Origin of the sequence: Paenibacillus pinistramenti (assembly GCF_005869875.1) — a bacterium.
GTDB classification, from domain to species: Bacteria; Bacillota; Bacilli; order Paenibacillales; family Paenibacillaceae; genus Fontibacillus; species Fontibacillus pinistramenti.
The window spans coordinates 106,023-124,313 of sequence record NZ_VAWG01000005.1 but is presented as its reverse complement, the minus strand read 5'-3'; the positions used below and the strand labels follow the sequence as shown (position 1 = coordinate 124,313).

Here is an 18,291-nt window from a genome sequence, read left to right as displayed (position 1 = left end):
GTTTTAGTTCTTTCTTGTTCTCTGGCAATGTCCGGCCAGGACCGGTCACGGCCAGTCATCACCACTCATACGGATCGTCTGCCGGAGCGCCGGCTTCAAAGCCCTCCGCCTGTCTCTCATTCACCAGACTCTCAATGTCTTCGGCAGTGATGATGAGGACCGGATAATCTTCCTTCTCCTGCTTCTTCAATGCTTTCTGCTTGATGAATTTCGGGCTGGCTTCCCCCGCATCCTCATCATATACGAGCAGCAGTCCGTCGCTCTTGCGCAGCAGCATGTCATCCCGGGCAGTCAGCTGCCAAACGCCGCTGTAAGGCTGCTTGCTTACCGCTCCGTAGTAATCGACCTGCTCCGTCATCTGCCGGAAGTAGTCCTGCTTATCTTCCTTCCAGTTCTCCTCCGGATTGGCATAGGCGGCGAGAATGGAGCATTTCAGCTGCGGATACCGTCTGCGCAGGTCAATGGCGGCTTCGCAGGCCCAGAGATCCACCCCGTACTGCCCGGGCGTAATGACCCACTCCAGCCCTTCTTCAATCAGCGGAATCAGCTTGTTCGTGACCGCCTGTTTGATGTAGGCAATGCCTTCATGCTTCTGGTTAAAAATATTCAGCTCATGCGCGCGGTAGCCGGTAACGAGCAGATTTTTCATCCTTCTGCACCCGTCCGGCCAGCAGGAGCAGGCTCTCTGAAGCCTGTCTTCTCCGCATCCGGTATTGTTCGTGTTCGTTTATGCATGTTTGCTTCGTGCCTCCGTACGGTATTTTCGTTCTCAGGGATTGAATTTCTCCATTATAGTACATCCCCGGGAAGCATTAAACCGGAAGCCTTGAACCAGAAGCGTTAAACCGGAAGCCTTAAACCGTAAAGCCGGAGGTTAAGGTGCGGAGCTGCTTCGCTGTTACGGTTAATTCGGTTGTCGTCTGCTCAACCTTGCCCATCAAATGCAGCTGCTGCTCAATTTCAAATTTCATGCCGTCCGTGCCTTCGGCGATCTCCGAGGAAGCGGTGGACAGCTGATCCATCGCCCGGGTCATCTCGGCAGCGCTGTGAGCCTGCTTGACGTTGGCGTCTTCAATTGCCTCAATCTGCTCTACGATATTGGTGATGCTGGACAGAATCTCTTCGATGTTGCCGCTGACCTGATCCGCTTTCTCAACACCAAGCGATACTTTATTCTCAACGCTCTTAACGGAATGAACAGCAGAGCTCGATTTCAAGGCATTCTCTTTAACGAGACCGCCAATCTGCTTGGCTGCAGCCGAGCTTTCGTCCGCCAGCTTACGGATCTGCTCTGCCACCACGCTGAATCCGCGGCCGGCTTCGCCCGCCCGGGCTGCCTCAATTGCCGCATTCAGCGCGAGCAGGTTTGTCTGCTCCGAAATATCGCTGATCACCTTGAGCATTTCGCCGATGCGCTTCGAGGACTGATCCAGCTCGATCATCACCCCGGATACATGTTTGGAGGATTCCGCAATATCCGTAATCGAAGCTACGACCTCAGCAATGCGCTCTGCGCCATCCTCGGCAGCCGCTCTGGCCTTGCGGCTGCTTGCCGTTGTTCCGCTGCTTGCCTGGGAGGTGGATTCCGAGAAAGCTGCCGCTTCCGTCAGGCTGGCCGTTGTCTCCTCCGCAATTGCCGCACCGTCTGAGGAGCTGGCCGCTACTTCCCCAATCATGCCGGATACCGCATTGAGGGACTGCGAAGTTGCCCCTGCCTGCACATTCAGCTGCTCGCTGGATACGGCCACTTTCTCGGCTACTTCGGACACCTCTTTGATAATCAACTGCAGCTTGTCCGCAAACTCGTTAAAGCTGGTGCTCAGCTCTCCGATTTCATCCTTGCTGCTGTAGTCAATCCGCTGGGTCAGATCGCCGCCGCTGCTGGCAATTTCCTTCAGCTTGGACGTCACCTTCTTGACCGGAACGGTGATGGAGCGGGTAATGAAGAAACCGAAAGCTGCCACGATCAGCGCGCTGACCAAGATGGAAATAATAATGAACGTAATGGTATCGTTGTAAACAACTTTACTATTGTCATAAGTTGCTTTGGCATTTGCTACCTGCTGTTCGACAAGCTGCTCGAAGGCATTAATAACCGTTGTTCTCGCTGTATCGAAAGCATCCATATCCTCCGGCCCGCCTACGGCCGGTGCTTCCGCTTCCCCGGATGCAGAATCGCCGGCTGCCGCCGCTTCTGTCCCTGCCTCAGGCCCCATTGTTGAAGTGGTTCCTACACCATGATCTTTGACAAAGGTTTCTTCTTCTGTAATGTAAGCATCATAAGCAGCAACAGCTTCTGTATACTCCGTGTTATTCCGCAGTGCATCTACTTTCTTCGTCGTTGCTGCTACATATTCCTCAAGCTCATCCTGAATCGGCTGTTTGGTTGAATCGTCGTTCCCTGCACTCATCAGGGAGTTGGCTTCCGAGCGTATGTATTCAATATCTGATTTGATTTCTTCAAGGCTTACTATAGGTACCAGTCTAGTATCATTAAGCTCTACTACTTTAGCGTTTACGTCCGAAACCCGGTTTAGCGCAACTGCTCCAATAACAATCAAGCTGACTAAAAACCAGACCAGCAGCAGACCAATCTTGGTCCCAATCTTCATATTCCTAAACCACTTAATTTCCTTCATCTTCATGCCGCCCCCTCCAGAACTTCGATGCTCTCTTTGTTGTTGTATACAGAATAAGCGAGTTAGCTGAAACAGGTATGAGTACAAGCTGAAAACCATCTGAAAATTTACTGCTTATAAATCACTTCACTTCCAGAAAAAAGGATTACTGCAAAAAATCAGCCCCGGCTGCTCCGCTAGGAGCCGAACCGGGGCTGGTTTGGCAGCTTATTTTTCAAAATGCCGGAACTGCAATGTCCGCGTAGTTCTCTTCCAGGAATTTCTTGACTTCAGGGCCGGAGATGGCCTTCGCCAGCTTCTGAATGGCATCCGAGTCCTTGTTATCCTCACGGGCAACCAGCGTAATGGCAAAGTCCGAATCGTCTTTCCCTTCTTTAATCAGCGCGTCTTTGGTCGGCGTCAATCCTACCGGTTTGGCATAGGCCGGCGTCATGAGAACGAGGTCTGCGTCATCGAGCATGCGGGCCAGCATGAGCAGATCCACTTCCTGAAACTTGAATTTATGCGGGTTCTCCACAATATCAGCCTGCGTGGATTGAATGCCGGTACCCTCTTTTAAGGTGATCAGACCGGCTTGATCCAGCATGTTCAGGGACCGGCCGATATTGGACGGGTCATTCGCAATGACGATCGTTGCGCCGTCCGGAAGGTCCTCAATGTTCTTGTAGCGTTTGGAATAAGCGCCGTAAATCGCGTTGTAAACCGGCTGTACAGCGACCAGATTGGTATTCTTGCTCTCATTGTACTGTTCCATGTAAGGAACGTGCTGGAAGAAGTTCGCATCGACTTCTTTGTTGGCCAGCGCATCGTTCGGCTGAACATTGTCGGAGAGCACCACCTTCTCGAGGTTAATGCCTTCCTCCTTCAGAATCGGAGTCACGATATCCAGAATGTCCGTCATCGGCGGAATAAGCGTTGCGACCTTCAGCGTCACTTCCTTGCCGGAATCTGCAGATGCGGAAGCGGATGCTGCTGCGTTACCAGCATTATTGTCGTTCTTCCCGCAGCCTGCCGCAGTAATTGCGAGCGCAAGCGTGAGCGAAAGTAAGCTAAGCTTTTTAAACATGATAGATAAACCCCCATTTTCTCTATTATTAAGTAAAAAGATTACCCAAATAATGCTGCCGGATATCCCGGCATTTATATGAACCGCAGCTTAACCTGCGGGCTGCAGCTGAAACCGGCCGTTCCCTCGGCCCTGCCCAGCGCCTGCTCAGCGTTTATCCAGCCAGGCGGCCAGGCGGCTGCCCGCAAACTGGACGGCCTGCACGAGCACGATCATCAAGACGATGATAAAACCAGTAATGTCCATTTCAAAGCGCTGGTAGCCGTAGCGGATCGCAAAATCGCCGACCCCGCCGCCGCCCACAATCCCTACGACAGTGGAATAGGAGATAAAGCTGATCGCAGAAGACGTCAGGCCGAGCACCAGACCCGAGCGGGCTTCCGGATAAAGAAACTTCAGGATAATCTGCAGCCTGGAGGAGCCCATCGACCGGGCCGCTTCAATGACCCCGCGCGGTATTTCAAGCAGGGACTGCTCAGCCAGCCGCGCATAATGCGCAATGGCGACAATGGCGAGCGGTACGGAAGCCGCAATCGTCCCGATGGAGGTGCCGACCAGAAACCGGGTAAACGGAATGAGGAACACGACCAGCAGCAGAAACGGGAACGAGCGGATAATGTTGACCAGAGTGTTAAGCACCATCGAAACCGTGCGGTTCTCGTACATCTGCCCTCTCCGGGACAGATACAGCAGCGTGCCCGCCGGAAGTCCGAGAACGATGGCGGCAGCCAGCGAGATCCCGACCATCAGGAAGGTCTGGCCGATGGACTTCCAGATTTCAGACTGGTACTGGACGAGCTTGTCGTACAGCGACAAGTCCGCTGAAGCCAGGCCTGAACCAAACGGCACAGGAAGTAAAGCGGACATGGAATGAAGCAGGGCCTGTGCGTTCGAAAGAAGGAAGCCCGGCTGCTTCGAATAAGCAATCATATCAGGTATTGCCGATATAGCCGATATAGCCGGTAATGCCGGAATTGCCGCTTCTATCATCCTTCACTCCCCTCCTTCTTGCCGAGCAGCTGCTCCCGGTAGCTGGCCGGAGGCGGAAAGAGGAGCTCTTCAGCCGTAGTTTCCCCCGCATATTCGCCGTCCGTACTCCCGCTTCCGGCGGCTCTGCGCTGCGGCATCCGGAATTGATCAGTGAGACGTCCGTCCTCCATGACCGAAACCTCGTCACAGATTCTGCGGACAACCTCCATTTCATGAGTAACGATCACAATTGTTACGCCCAGTCTGCGGTTGATCGTCCAAAGGACGCTCAGAATCTCGGCGGTCGTCTTCGGATCAAGAGCCGAAGTCGGCTCGTCGCACAGCAGCACCTTCGGATGATGGGCAAGCGCCCGGGCGATGGCCACCCGCTGCTTCTGCCCGCCGCTCAGCGCGGCAGGGTACTGGCCGGCCTTGTCAAGAAGGCCCGTGATCGCCAGGCATTCCTGCGCCCTCTGCTTCCGCTGCTTCTTCGGCACGCCGGCCAGCTCCAGCGGCATCTCCACATTGCGCGCAGCCGTCCGGTTATGCAGCAGATGGAACTGCTGAAAGATCATGCCGGACTGGCGGCGGATTTCGCGAAGCTCGTGCTCCGGCATGTCCGTTAAATCCCGGCCATCGAACCACACCTGACCGGTATCCGGCCGCTCCAGCATATTCATCATGCGCAGCAGCGTGGACTTTCCGGCGCCGCTTTGGCCGATAATGCCGTGAATCGTGCCCGGACGGATGTCCAGCGTGACATCATCAACCGCTGAAAAGGCCGGCTTGCCCGGGGCGCCGTAACTTTTTCCCACCTGCTTCAGTGAGATCATGTTCTCCCCCACTTTCCCCACAGGGTGTGATATTTATTGTATTACTAATATTCATTAGCTGTTATAGTTTATAATCCTCAGCAATTATAGTTCATATTCATCGCTGTGTCACTGCTTTATGACGATTGATTCCCGCCAAAATTTTGACCCAGGCAGAAAAAAACCGCCAAAAACGCAGCCATACTGCGCCTTTGGCGGTCAAGCCAGGTAGTTAAAAGTTTAAAAACACTATTCAAGCCTCCGCGACCGGGGCAGATTCAACATGCTCAGCTGCAGGTTTAACCGCGTGCTCGGCAGCCCTCCGCTGACGGGCCGATTTCCGGAAATGCAGCAGCTCATACATCGCCGGCACCACAAACAGCGTAAGCAGCGTTGCGGCAGCGAGGCCGCCTACGACTACAATGGCCAGGCTCTGCGAGACGATGCTGCCCTGCTCGGCCGGACGGAACAACAGCGGCAGCATGGCGCAGATGGTTGCAATCGCCGTCATGAGAATCGGGCGCATGCGCACGCCTGCGGCCTCGATAATGGATTCGCGGATGCTCATGTGCTGTTCATTATGCTTGATCCGGTCAATCAGCACGATCGCGTTGGTCACCACAATACCTATCAGCATAAGGGCGCCGAACATCGCCGTGAAGTCAGGCGACACACCGGATATCATCAGCGCTGCAACAGCGCCGATCGCGGCCAGCGGTACAGAGAACATAATCGCCAGCGGCGCTCTCAAGGTCTTGAAGGTCAGAACCATGATCAGGTACACCAAACCGATGGAGATCAAAGCCGTCATGCCTAAATCCTTAAAGTCTCCGGCCTGATCGGCAGAAGCTCCGCCAACCGCCAAGGCAACGCCGTCCGGCAGCTTGATCTTATCCGCTGCTTCCTTAATTTTGCCGCCAACAACCGAAACCTTCTCCGGATCCATTTCGGCGCTGATGCGCAGATAGGTCTTGCCATCCTTGTGATAAACCATAGAAGGAAGATTTTGGACCTCAAGCTTAGCCAGCTTGGTAATCGCCACAGGACCATTTGCCGTTTCAACGGTTACAGCCTGCAGATCCTGCGCGGTTTCAGGCTTCAGCATAGGCTCCAGGAGCACATTCACCTGGTTCTCCTTCCAGTCGATGGTTCCGAGCGGAACCGGGCGGAGCATGGCGCCAAGCTGCTGGGCAATGTCCTGCCCGTCAGCCAAAGCAGGGTTCACTTCAAAGCTGTACACCGGCTTCGTATCCTTCATATTGCTGCTGACTTTGCTGACGCCGTCAATGTCTTTAATAGAAGCCTGCACTTCTTCGGCAACCTTGCTGATGTCGGCGAAATTGTCGCCAATGACATCGATATTTTCCACAGCGGAGCTTCCCCCGCTAAACAGTCCCGTTGCAGCGGCGGTGAGCACCGCGCCTTCGTAATCCTTTTTCAATCCGTTCACATGGTCGATCAGCTGCTGGGCGTCCGCCTTCTCTTTAAGGGCAATCGTGTAGGTGACCTCTGTCAAAGAGCTGACATCGCCAAACTGGGCGCTGTCCGAGCTGTTGCCGGACTGGAGAATGACCGTCTTGACCTCATCCTGGGCCATTAAATCCTGCTCCAGCTGTCTGCCTTTGGCAAGCGCATCCTCCACCGGTGTATGGCTCGGGTAGCTGAGCCCGACTGCAACATAGCTTGCGTCCGAGGAATCAAGCGCAGCCTTCGGCATCATCGCGTAAGCGGCAATGGAGCCGGCAAAGACGAGAACCGTCAGAGACAGCGTCACCCATTTATAACGGAGGTTCCAGCGCAGGAAAGAAGCAAAGCGGCGGGACGGCTCCGGCTCTCTCAAACGGGCGTTCTTCAGCATCCAGGAGCTCAGCAGCGGCACAACCGTCAGCGCCACCACCAGACTGGTGAGCAGCGAATACGTAACGGTCAGCGCAAACGGCAGCAGGAAGTCCTGCAGCGAGCCGCGCAGCAGCCCCATCGGCAGAAAGACCGCCACGGTGGCAATCGTCGATGATGTAATTGCGCCCGCCACTTCTTTGACGGCACTGAAGATCATTTCCCGTGAAAAAGCTTCCTTCTGCATTCTTCTGTAAATATTTTCGATGACAACGATGCTGTCGTCCACCAGCCGGCCGACGGCTACCGCCACTGCGCCAAGTGTAATAATATTCAGCGTGATGCCCGAAGCTTTAAGCAGATACAGCGTAACGGCCAGCGACAGCGGAATCGAAATGGCCGTAACCAGCGTAGCCCGCAGATTGCGCAGGAACAGCAGAATGACAATCGTCGCGAACAGAGCGCCCATCAGCACTTCACGCATCATACTGTTAACGGAATCGACGACCATATCCGCCGTGCTGAAGATTACCTCAACTTGGGCGCCGGCAGAATCGCTGAGCTTCTCCGCCTCCTTCTGCACCTCCTTGCTGACCGCCACCGCATTGGCGTTCGCTTCCTTCGTTACAATGGCAAACAGGACATCTTTGCCGTTAGAGCGGCTGACGCTTTCCTGCTCCTGCTTGAACTGGACTGACGCCACATCCTCCAGCTTGACGCCCGGTATGACCGGCAGCTTGCTCAGGGTATCCAGACTGTCTACTGTGGAGGTCACGCTAAGATTGCCGGCCTGCCCGTCAATGGTCTGCTCACCGAGAGAGACCGAAAGATTGCGGCCCTGCAGAACAGTCACCAGTTGGGGGTAGGTGACGTGTTTCTCAGCCATTTTTGCCGCATCCGCCTTGACGCTCACCACGGGCTCCGGCTTGCCTCCCAGCGTTACGCTGGCAACGCCGTCCAGCTTTTGCAGCTCCGGAAGGATCGTCTCCTCGGCTTTCTTGACGTTTGCCTCCGTTAAACCGTCTTTAAAGGAAAGGGTCAGCTCCGACACCGGGATCATCGAGGTATTGAGCTGCACAACAAACGGCTTCATAACCCCTTCCGGCAGCTGCACGCTGTCCACGGCTTTCTGCACATCCTGCGCGGCCTGCTTCATATCCGTCTTGGAGTCAAAATACAATTCCACCTGCGCATATCCGTCTCCCGAGGTGGAGAACATTTCCGTCTTGCCTTTGACCGCGGCCACCGCCTGTTCAAGCGGCTTTGTGACCTGGGTTTCCATGGTGTGGGCATTTTGCCCCTGTCCAAGCGCCGTTACAGTAACCTGCGGGTTGTCCGCCTCCGGCATTAATTCCATCGGCAGCGATGTGTAGCTGAACATCCCGATGACCAAAGCCATTGCGATCAGCAGTCCGACCGCCGCTTTGTTCCTGAATGCCCATTTGGTTAACCTCTCCATTGTCCCTCAAATCCCCTTCCCTTTGTTCAGCTTCTTTGTCATGTCTCTGTGTCTGTGAGTGGTTTGCTCACTTAGTCTAATGGAAGAAGCTGGATAGGCGGAACAGACCTGCGCCGGTTCATTGTCCCCGACTTTGGTCGGAGGGGCGGCTGGTCTGGAGATGGAATGCGGAGATAGAAACTGAAGATGGAAAGTGAAGATGGAAATAGAGACGGAACTGGGGATGGAACTGAGGATGGGCACTGGGGAAACGGAATGCGGGGCTTTCTCGTTTGACGTTGCCTTTTTACCCGATTAGTACTATCACGGATAACAGATGTCCACAATTTCAGATCATTTGATTTCAAGGAGGAGAGCGCCATTCAATTCTCAAAAAGCACCGATTATGCGCTGCATGCCCTGGTGTACCTCGCACGCTCCGAACATAACCGCAGCACCGGGATTAAGGAGTTATCCGCTTCGCTTGGCGTATCCGAAAGTTATTTATCCAAGATCATGTCTAAACTCAGGCAGGATGGCATCGTCCGCGCAGTGCCCGGCGTGAAGGGCGGCTATGAGCTTGCACATCCGGCCGGTCAGATTACCTTCCTGAAGGTCATTCAGGTGATTGAGGGCAGACAGCATCTCTTTGAATGTTCGAACGTAAATTCGCAGCAGCACCGGCTGCTGGCTGAGGAGCCGGCTGATCATACAGATAAACAACAAGAGGATAAGAAACAAAGGGATAGGCAGCAGAAGGAAATGCAGCAAAAGGAAATGCAGCAAAAGGATAGGCAGGCGGAGCCTGAAATAAAGCCCGGCGCAAGCGAATGCCTGGTCAAACAGATCATGGACGGGGCCGAACGGCAGCTGTTTCAATACCTGGAGGAGCATACGATCCAGTCGGTATTGGACGCCGCCCCCCCAGCCTGCGGAGTGCACAAGATGTGATACGTCCGCTTTCAGCGCATCAATTATGGATAAACAAACTCCATAATCTGAGAATAGAGGAGGAATTATTGTGAAGGAGGACAGCAAAATGGACAAAAGCACCAGCGCTGCGGCAACCCGCAGCTGCATTAAAGAGATGAAAGGCCAGCTTGGGAGCGGAGTTCTCTCCCTGCTGCAGCCTGCACCGGGGGAGCATATCCTCGACATTGGCTGCGGAAATGGGGATTTAACGGCCCAAATCGCCGCCGCTGGCGCAATTCCGACAGGTATTGACCTGTCCGCGGAAGCGGTAAAGCGTGCCGCCAGCGCCTATCCGGAGCTGAACTTTCAGGCGGCAGACATCCGCTGCTACCGAACCGAAACCCCTTTTGACGCTGTGTTCTCCCATGCAGTCCTGCACTGGATTCCGGATGCGCCCGGCGTAGTCAGCTCGATCAGGTCTGCTCTTCGGGAGGGCGGCCGGTTTGTGGCCGAGTTCGCAGGCAGCGGGAATGTCTCGACACTGACAGACGCTATTAAAGAAACGCTGGAGAGTGAAGGGTATGCGTGGGAAGGCCGGAATCCGTGGTATTTGCCCACAGCAGAGGAATATGCGGCGCTGCTGGAGCGCAGAAGCTTCCGGGTGATCTCGGCACAGCATTTCAGCCAGCTGGCGCCGCTTAAAGCCGGAGTGCGGAAATGGCTGGACAGCTTCTCCGGTTATTTTTTCCCAGACGTTCCTGAAGATCTCCGGCTTGCCATGTATACGGCTATTGAAGAAAAAGTGAAGCCGCGGCTGTACCGGGACGGCCAGTGGATGGCCGATACATGCCGGATCCGCGTCGCGGCCGCCGCAGTTGCCATCAAGTAGAAGTAAGAGGCTGGCCCTAGCTCTCCCGGGCCTCATACACCTCCAAAGCCGCCTGCACGGCTGCCCCGGCCGGAAGCTTGCAGCCGCTGCGCAGCAGGACGGCTTCAAGTGCGCCAAGCAGATGCAGCACATTGGTCTTGCGGCAGCTGTAGCCCATCGTTCCAATGCGCCATATTTTTCCCTTCAGCGGGCCAAAAGAGCTGGCGATTTCGATGCCGAAGTCGGCCAGCAGCCGGGCTCTGACCTGCTCCCCGTCCACTCCCTCCGGAATGGTGACGCAGGTCACGACGGGAAGCTTGCAGCCAGGGTCCCCGTACAGGCTGAGCCCCATGCCTTGAAGTCCGGCTATCAGGGCTGCTTCATGCAGCCGGTGCCTGGCAAAACGGTTCTCCAGCCCTTCGTTCAGGACGAGCCGGAGTCCCTCGTAAAGTCCGTAGAGCATGGACGTCATTTCCGTATGGTGGTTCAGCCTGGCCGGACTCCAGTAATCCTGCAGCTGGCTGAGGTCCAGATAGTTGCTTTGAATGCGGAACGGCCGGTATTTGGAGGAAGGACCTTGGGATGAGCTTTTGGATGGAGCTTGGAATGATGGAGCTTGGGATGATGAACCTTGGATTGAACCTTGAAATGAAACTTGGGAAAATTGTTGCACTAAGCTTTGGACGGATTCCCGGACTGAGCCCGCTGAATGAATGCTATGAATGCCGGTGTCCGCGCTCTGAATACCGGACGGGTCAAGCAGCTCCGCCGGGTCTGACAGTCCGGATAGTCCGGACAGTGCAGCGTCCCGCTTCCTCGGCTCCGCCCAAAGGCCGCGCTCGACGCTCTTGCGCGCCTGCAGCTTCCGCTCGGCACGGCCGCTGTACGTGACGGGCGCCATGCCTGACGGTACGGACAGGCATTTCTGCGTGCCCCCGATGACGGCATCGACCTGCCAGTCATCGGTCCGCACCGGGACGCCGCCTATCGTGGCGACGGCGTCCATCACCAGCAGCGCGCCCGCCTCGCGGCAGGCTGCGCCGATGCCTTCCACCGGCTGCATGCGGCCGGTGGAGGTTTCGCCGTGGACCATTGCGACCACGGCCGGGCGGTGCTGCCGGATGGCGGCAATGATCTCATCCGGCTCGAATACCGAGCCCCATTCGCGCTCCATCACGATGATCTCCGCACCGCAGCGCTCGGCTATCTCATACAGCAGATAGCCGAACCGTCCGTAAATCGGGATCAGCACCTTGTCGCCCGGCTCGATTAGGCTGGCCAGCACCGCTTCGATCCCGGAGCGCGAGGTGCCGTCCACCGGATAAGCCCACTGGTTCCGGGTCTGAAACAGCTCGCGCAGCATGACCATCACCCGGTTCATAAGCCCTGTAAATTCAGGGTCGAACTGACCGAGAATCGGGGCGGACAGGGCGCGGAGCACCCGGGGATCGACCTCGACGGGACCCGGCGTCATGATGATGCGGGGCGAAGGAGCAAAGTCCGGATAAGGCTGGCGATCCGGCACCGGCGGCGTAAGGGCCGGGTCAAAGCCCGTACTTGAATCCGCTCTTGAATCCGCTCTTGAATCCGCTCCGGACTGCGCTGCGGGTTGCGCGGATTCCGCTGCGGATTGTACGGGCTGCGTGCCTGAACTCATCGTCCATGCTGTCTCCCCTGGCTGCGTTCCTGATCCGAATTCTGAATCCCCAGCTGAGCCTGCTCCTGAGTCTGCTCCTGAGTCTGCTCCCGGTTTCGCTCCAGATATCGATCCAGATTTCGATCCAGATTTCGATCCGGATTTCGATCCGGATTCCTCTCCCGACTGCTCTCCCGATGGCGCTGCCGATTGCTCTCCCGATTGCTCTTCCGGCTGCGATTTTAAGTTCAATTCCGAGTCTGCCCTCTGTGCTGGGTCTGGTGTCATTTTTCTTCCCCCTCCTGTGCGGCTTCCTCTTCGTAGGCCAGCTGGTGCAGCAGTGCCGCCAGCAGCTCCGTCCCCCGCGCCAGCTGCTCCGGCGCGGTGTACTCCTCCGGCGCGTGGCTGATGCCGCCGCGGCTCGGCACAAACAGCATCGCCGCCGGGCAGACGGCGGCGAGCAGCTGCGCGTCGTGACCCGCGCCGCTGACCATCCGGCGGCAGGACAGGCCGCGGCTGCTGCACAGCCGCTCGAGCCTGCCGCCAAGTCCGGCGTCCATCGGCGCCGGCGGAGCCTCAAGCTGAAGCTGCTGCGCAAGCTTCAGCCCTCTTGCGGCCGCGATACCGGCAAAGGCCTCGCTTACCCGGCCGCAGAATGCCTCCAGCGCATCGGCAGACTCGTGCCGGATATCTAAAGTGAAGCTTGCCCCGCCCGGAATAACATTGGAGGTATTCGGGCTCAAGTCCAGCCTGCCCACTGTGGCGACAAGGGGCGGACCTTCCGCAAGAGCCATTTTCTCCAGCAGGACCATCATCTCCGCTGCACCCGCAAGCGCGTCACGGCGCATCCCCATGGGAGTTGTCCCCGCATGATTGGCTTCACCGTGGATGTCCACCGTATACCGGCGCTGGCCGGCAATCGTCTCCACAATCCCTATTTCGGTGCCCGTCCGCTCCAGTACAATGCCCTGTTCGATGTGAACCTCTACATAGGCGCCGAGATCACTCCGGCGCGGCTCCGCCTGCTCCGGCCGGCCAAATCCGGCCGCCAGCATCGCCTCCTGAAGCGTTACTCCATCCCCGTCCCGGATGAGGCCGCAGCGCTCAAGCACCAGTTCCCCGGTGACGCTGCCCGAGCCCCAGTAAGCGAATGGAAACCGGCTCCCTTCCTCTTCACAAAAAGAAACCACCTCGAGCGTTTGCTTCGGCACGCCGTACCGCTCCTTCAGCGAGACAACAGCCGCAAGCGAAGCCGCAACGCCCAGCGCACCGTCATATTTTCCGCCATGCCTCACTGTATCGATATGCGATCCGGTCAAAATAACCGCCCGTCCGGGTTCCGTCCCCTCCAGCCTGCCGTAAAGATTGCCGACCCTGTCGAAGCGCACCTCCAGCCCCGCAAGATTCATCTGCTCCGCCAAAAACAGCTGGGCCTCCAGCCAGGCCGGCGTGTACAGCAGCCGGGTGATTCCCCCGCCGGGCGGGCCGCCGCCAAAGCGGGACAAGGCCTCCAGCAGCTCGAACATTTTACAGGTAAGCTTATTTGCAAAAGGATTAGGGGCTGCTTCATAATCAACAGCTCCCGCAGATGTCTGAGCGTTAACAAGCTCCGCGTGCTCAGAAGATCGCCAATCACTTCCTTCCTGACCGTTCAGCGGCTGATCATTCACCAACTGGGCGTTCACCAATCGATCGTTCACCGGCTGGTTGTTCTCCGTCCGAACCTTCATTGACCGGTGGTTCTCTGACTGGCCGTTCATCGCCTGGCCGTTCACCGCCTGCTCATTCCCCGCCTGTCCGTTCATCCCCGGGCACCTGCCTTCCCCGGCGTGACGAACGTGCCGCCTCCCGGCCTCACGCTGCGTTCCGCCTCGCTGTATACAACATTTCCCCGGCAATAAACCGCAGTGACTCTGCCTGAAAAAGTCCGCCCCACATAAGGGCTGTGCTTGTGGCGGTGCCAAAGGTCACCCGGCGTCAGTGTATAGCTCCGCCCCGGGTCCAGCAGAACCAGGTCGGCGTCATAGCCCGGTGCAATTCTGCCCTTGCTGGAGTAACCGTAGCGTTCAGCCGGATGGGAGGACAAAAGAGCGGCCAGCTGATGCAGCGGCAGGCCCCGCTTGACGCAGCCTTCGTGATACATCAGCTCCAGGGTGCTCTGCGCGCCGGCGATGCCGCCCCAGGCTTCAAAGAAGCTGCCGCTGACCGGCTGCTTCATGACCTCCGGGCACGGAGAGTGATCGGAAGCGATAAAGTCGATCTTGCCCTCGGCCACCCGCTTCCAGAGCTCCTCAAGCCGTGCTGCATCCCGCAGCGGAGGCGCGCATTTCGCCACAGGTCCCAGCCGCTCCATATCGGAAGCCGTCAGCACCAAATAATGCGGACAGGTCTCCAGCGTGACATCTGCGCCCCGCCGTTTGGCCGCATCAATGATGTCCACTGCTTCAGGCGAGCTGATATGCACAAAATGCAGCCGGCAGCCCGTTTGCTCCGCAAGCTCCAGCGCTTCGGTCACCGCAGCCGTTTCCGCTTCCACAGGCCGGGAGGCGGCAAAAGCCCGGGCGTCTGTCCGCCCGGCCGCCAAGGCTTCCTCAGCCAGTCTGGAGGTCAAGGCGTCACTTTCGGCATGGAGCGCCAGAATGCCGCCGGCGGCCGCAATTCTGCGCATGCCCTCCCGCAGCGTCTCCCGGTCCGCCTCCCGGAAGCGGCCCTCGCCTTCTCCGCCCGGATTCGACATAAACGCTTTAAAGCCGATGACCCCGGCTTCGGCAAGCTCCTCGATATGGCCGAGGAATCCGGGCATCAGCCCGCCCCAGAAGCTGTAATCGACTGCCGAGCTTCCGGCGGCCAGCCGCCGCTTCATCTCGAGCGCCTCCAGCGTGACGGTCGGCGGATTGCCGTTCAGCGGCATATCCGCATAAAGCGTGCAGCCGCCGGCGGCGAGCGCAGCCGAGCCGGTTTCAAAGCCTTCCCAGTGTCCCATATTCGGCTCGTTAAAATGGACGTGGGTGTCAATCACCCCCGGCAGCACCAGCATGCCGGATGCATCCTTCACTTCCCTTGCCTCGGCAGCGTTCAGGTTCTCGCCTAATGCCGCTATTAATCCGCTGCGGATGCCGATGTCGAGCCGCCGGGTTTCACCAGGCAGTACAACCTCTCCTCCTGCGAGGATCCAATCAAAATGTTCGAAATGTTCGCTCATGCTCCGGCCTCCTCTGCCATGTTCAGCCAGTATGTGCTCTCTATGTGCAGCCGTCAGCTCCCCCGGTAAGTGCTGTACCCGCCCGGCGCTGCAAGCAGCGGCACATGGTAATGCTCCTCTGCGCGGACAATCCGAAACCGGATCGGCACAAGCCCGAAAAAGCCTGCCTGACCATCTGCCTCAGTCTCATCTGCAGCCTCATCCTCAGCCTCATCCGCCTGCCTGAAATAAGCGCCGACATCAAACTCCAGCTCATAAAGCCCCGGCTTCATGTCTGTCCCTTCCAGCAGCGGCCCGCCCGTCCGGCCGTCCGCGCTGGTGACTGCTTCACGCAGCAGCATCCGCTCTGCTCCCGAAAGGCTGTACAGCTTCACCTCAACGCCTGCCGCCGGTCCGCCGCGCGCCAGATCCAGCACATGGGTCGTCAATCTGCCTGCCCCTGCCCCTGCCCCTGCCCCTGCTCCTGTCCCTGCCACAGCTATTCCCCTCCGGCCGCCGGCGCTTCGGTCTCCAGGTCCTCTCTCGTAACCGTAAAGCCCTGAAAGCCGTACGGCGGGCGGGGCTCTGTAAATACGCCGGGCGAACCGCTGTCCGCCGGATCTACGATCGTCTCCCACGTCCGGTTGTTGGACTCGAAGCTGACTTCGGCAAGCTGCGGGAACCGGGTCAGAAGCCGCCGTCCGATCAGCCAGATCAGGTACTGGATGGACGGGGATTTTTCCTCGTAAAACACCGTATGCGCAATATCGCTCACCTGCTCAGCCGCCACATAAGCCCCCAGCGAAGCGTCCATGGCGTGGTCGGGATTTGCGTATTTCCAGAAAATATTAAGATAAATAAACAGCGGGCGGTCATAGCTGTCCGGCAGGGTCGTATATTCGTCGCGCACAAATCCGAAAAAGGAGCTGCCGCTGACCTTGATCAGCTGAAGATCCGTCAGCCCGGACCAGCCGGACACCAGCCCGGCTCCGCCGCTGCTGCTGCGGACAAGCTCCAGCCCCGCGCCCGCGTGGTCATTATGCGAATGGCGGAAGACAAGCCCGCTTGGGACGAACCCGTCCGGCCCCGGAACATCCAGCGACTGAAACGGCAGCCGGTCACCGCTGATTTCGATTCCCGTGATATGCGGATAGCGCTCCATGAAGCGGCTGGCGAGAAAGAACAGCAGGCCCTCCGTTGTGCTTCCCTCAAACTCGGCGGCGTTGCGAAGCAGGAAATTTTTCATGGAGTCTGTGGCGACCACCAGCGTGTTATCTCCTTCAGTAAAAGAAGAGAGCAGCGCATCCCCGCTGACCGCAAATTTGAGATTATGGGCGAAAATAACGTTGCTGTTCCCCGTAAAAGGCGATTCCGGCACGGCTGCCACCTCCAGCGGTGCGGCATAAGTCCGGTACACGAGCACGTCCCCTTTTCCGTAATAAAACGTACGTCCGCTGGAATGCTTCAGCATGATTCATCCATCCTTTCCGGTGCACCGGCTGATCCGGCAATGAATTGGTTTAACCGGATTTCGGCAATCCGGCCGATCTCCCGCAGAGCGGTTTGGCGTTCCGCTTCCGGCTCATGCTGCACCCGCTCCTTCATGGCGGCGGCGATGTCGTCCTTCGTTTTGCCTGTGACGGCCAAAATAAACGGAAAACCGAACTTGCGCTTGTAGCTTTCATTCAGCTGCGTGAAGCGTTCATATTCCTCTGCCGTCAGCGCATCCAGCCCTGCGCCCTGCTGCTCCTTGGCGCTGTAGCCTTCCACCTTCATCCGGCCCGCCAGGTCGGGATGAGCCCGGATCAGCTCCAGAATCCGCTCCCCGCCGGACTGCTCCACGATGGCAAGCATTTTTCCATGCAGCTCCTGAACCGAACGGAAAGGGCCCTGCTCGAAGACGGCTTCAGCCACCCAGGGCGAATGTTCAAAAATCCCCCCAAGTACGCTCACAAACGCTGACCGGCTCAGCCCGTTCAACTCCTTCAGCGAAATGGTCTCAGCATGCGTCAAAGGATGTCCTCCCTCCCCTGCCTGGCCGGATGGCCAAATTATTTTCCCCCGGTTCCATCATTCGCTCCGGACCGGGTTGCTAAGCGGCGCAAAGCCGCAGATCCGGCATTCGACCCTGTCCCCCCCGGTGATCTCCACCGATCCCGGAGTCCCTGTCATCAGAATGTCGCCGGGCAGCAGGGTCATGATCCTGGAGAAGAAAGAGACAATATAAGCCGGTGAAAAAATCATGTTGGCGACATGGCTGCCATAAACGGTACGCCCGTTCAGCACCGTCTCCACCGTCAGCTCCTGCAGGCAGTCGATTTCATCCGGAGTAACCAGCTCAGGGCCAAAGCTGAAAAAGGTATCGAAGCTCTTCGCCCGGCTCAGATAACGCGGATTTCTGGCATGAATGTCTTTCGCCGTCATATCCAGGCTGCCGGTGAATGCCCCTACGTAAGACATCGCGTCAGCGGGTTCGACATTTTTGCACGCTGCACCGATGATGATTGCGAGCTCCGCTTCTGCCGTGACCCGGCCGGCGCCCCGCGGAAGCACAATCGGCTCGCCCGGTCCGATCAGGCTCGTATCGGGCTTCATGAAGCAGACCGGCTCTTCATTGGCAGCAAGAGCCATCTCATCCGCCTTCTCCGCATAGTTGGCTCCGACGCCCCAAATTTTGCGCGGCTGGCGGTAGGGCGGAGCAAAGCGGAGCGGCGAGGCCGGCCCCATCCAGAGGGAGGAAGCGGACCCGCTGCCCCGCTTCGCCTCATACCAGCTGCGAATTGCCTCAAGGTGCCCGCCTGTTATAATGCCGGACAGATCGGCCGGCCAGGCGGTTCCTTCGGCTTCATTGATGACGGACACCGGCACAATCCGGCTGCCTTCAATAATCGCAGCCTCTTCCGCTCCCCTGTGCATAATAGAAGCCATTCTCAT

The 18,291-nt window shown here is 57.6% G+C and carries 15 protein-coding genes; 2 read left to right on the top strand and 13 right to left on the bottom strand.

The features are described 5' to 3' along the window. Positions 1-58 precede the first annotated feature (58 nt). The 6 genes from FCN15_RS08820 to FCN15_RS08795 all read right to left on the bottom strand — a co-directional run bounded on the left by FCN15_RS08820 (position 59) and on the right by FCN15_RS08795 (position 8,781). On the bottom strand, positions 59-649 hold the full coding sequence (locus tag FCN15_RS08820) for an SLOG family protein (RefSeq protein WP_138494640.1): 591 nt from the start codon (positions 647-649) through the stop codon (positions 59-61). Positions 650-854: 205 nt separating this feature from the next. Further along, positions 855-2,639 (bottom strand): HAMP domain-containing methyl-accepting chemotaxis protein, encoded by a 1,785-nt coding sequence (locus FCN15_RS08815; RefSeq protein WP_162515325.1) that lies wholly within the window; start codon positions 2,637-2,639, stop codon positions 855-857. A 214-nt stretch (positions 2,640-2,853) separates the two neighbouring features. Further along, positions 2,854-3,705 (bottom strand): MetQ/NlpA family ABC transporter substrate-binding protein, encoded by an 852-nt coding sequence (locus FCN15_RS08810; RefSeq protein ID WP_138494638.1) that lies wholly within the window; start codon positions 3,703-3,705, stop codon positions 2,854-2,856. A gap of 147 nt (positions 3,706-3,852) precedes the next feature. Next, positions 3,853-4,515: a methionine ABC transporter permease gene (locus FCN15_RS08805; protein ID WP_420819561.1), complete on the bottom strand. Its 663-nt coding sequence runs from the start codon at positions 4,513-4,515 to the stop codon at positions 3,853-3,855. Between the two features lie 176 nt (positions 4,516-4,691). Further along, on the bottom strand, positions 4,692-5,507 hold the full coding sequence (locus FCN15_RS08800; RefSeq protein ID WP_138494637.1) for a methionine ABC transporter ATP-binding protein: 816 nt from the start codon (positions 5,505-5,507) through the stop codon (positions 4,692-4,694). A 232-nt stretch (positions 5,508-5,739) separates the two neighbouring features. Beyond that, entirely contained in the window at positions 5,740-8,781 is a 3,042-nt protein-coding gene (locus tag FCN15_RS08795) for an efflux RND transporter permease subunit (protein WP_138494636.1), read from the bottom strand. Positions 8,782-9,141: 360 nt separating this feature from the next. Between FCN15_RS08795 and FCN15_RS08790 the strand changes: the two genes are divergently transcribed. Together FCN15_RS08790 and FCN15_RS08785 are read left to right on the top strand one after the other, a co-directional pair. Beyond that, the gene (locus FCN15_RS08790; RefSeq protein WP_138494635.1) at positions 9,142-9,711 is read left to right on the top strand and encodes an RrF2 family transcriptional regulator; all 570 of its coding nucleotides are present in this window, start codon (positions 9,142-9,144) and stop codon (positions 9,709-9,711) included. Between the two features lie 136 nt (positions 9,712-9,847). Further along, positions 9,848-10,561, top strand: coding sequence for a class I SAM-dependent methyltransferase (locus FCN15_RS08785; RefSeq protein ID WP_420819560.1), 714 nt, complete (start codon positions 9,848-9,850; stop codon positions 10,559-10,561). Positions 10,562-10,577: 16 nt separating this feature from the next. Here the strand turns inward: FCN15_RS08785 and FCN15_RS08780 are convergent, their stop codons facing one another. The 7 genes from FCN15_RS08780 to FCN15_RS08750 form a co-directional block, all read right to left on the bottom strand. Beyond that, positions 10,578-12,014 carry a pyridoxal-phosphate-dependent aminotransferase family protein gene (locus FCN15_RS08780; protein ID WP_138494729.1) on the bottom strand — a complete coding sequence of 479 codons (1,437 nt, stop codon included), beginning with the start codon at positions 12,012-12,014 and terminating at the stop codon, positions 10,578-10,580. Between the two features lie 446 nt (positions 12,015-12,460). Beyond that, on the bottom strand, positions 12,461-13,981 hold the full coding sequence (locus tag FCN15_RS08775) for a Zn-dependent hydrolase (RefSeq protein WP_238996584.1): 1,521 nt from the start codon (positions 13,979-13,981) through the stop codon (positions 12,461-12,463). After that, entirely contained in the window at positions 13,978-15,378 is a 1,401-nt protein-coding gene (allB, locus tag FCN15_RS08770) for an allantoinase AllB (RefSeq protein WP_138494633.1), read from the bottom strand. The genes FCN15_RS08775 and allB overlap by 4 nt, the downstream gene beginning before the upstream one ends. A gap of 53 nt (positions 15,379-15,431) precedes the next feature. After that, positions 15,432-15,854, bottom strand: a complete 423-nt coding sequence (gene uraH, locus FCN15_RS08765; RefSeq protein ID WP_138494632.1) for a hydroxyisourate hydrolase — start codon at positions 15,852-15,854, stop codon at positions 15,432-15,434. A gap of 2 nt (positions 15,855-15,856) precedes the next feature. Beyond that, positions 15,857-16,828, bottom strand: coding sequence for a factor-independent urate hydroxylase (gene pucL, locus FCN15_RS08760; RefSeq protein ID WP_138494631.1), 972 nt, complete (start codon positions 16,826-16,828; stop codon positions 15,857-15,859). Beyond that, positions 16,822-17,370 (bottom strand): 2-oxo-4-hydroxy-4-carboxy-5-ureidoimidazoline decarboxylase, encoded by a 549-nt coding sequence (gene uraD, locus FCN15_RS08755; RefSeq protein WP_138494630.1) that lies wholly within the window; start codon positions 17,368-17,370, stop codon positions 16,822-16,824. Before uraD ends, pucL begins: the two co-directional genes overlap by 7 nt. Before the next feature lie 57 nt (positions 17,371-17,427). Beyond that, positions 17,428-18,285 carry a fumarylacetoacetate hydrolase family protein gene (locus FCN15_RS08750; RefSeq protein ID WP_338044368.1) on the bottom strand — a complete coding sequence of 286 codons (858 nt, stop codon included), beginning with the start codon at positions 18,283-18,285 and terminating at the stop codon, positions 17,428-17,430. Positions 18,286-18,291 lie beyond the last annotated feature (6 nt).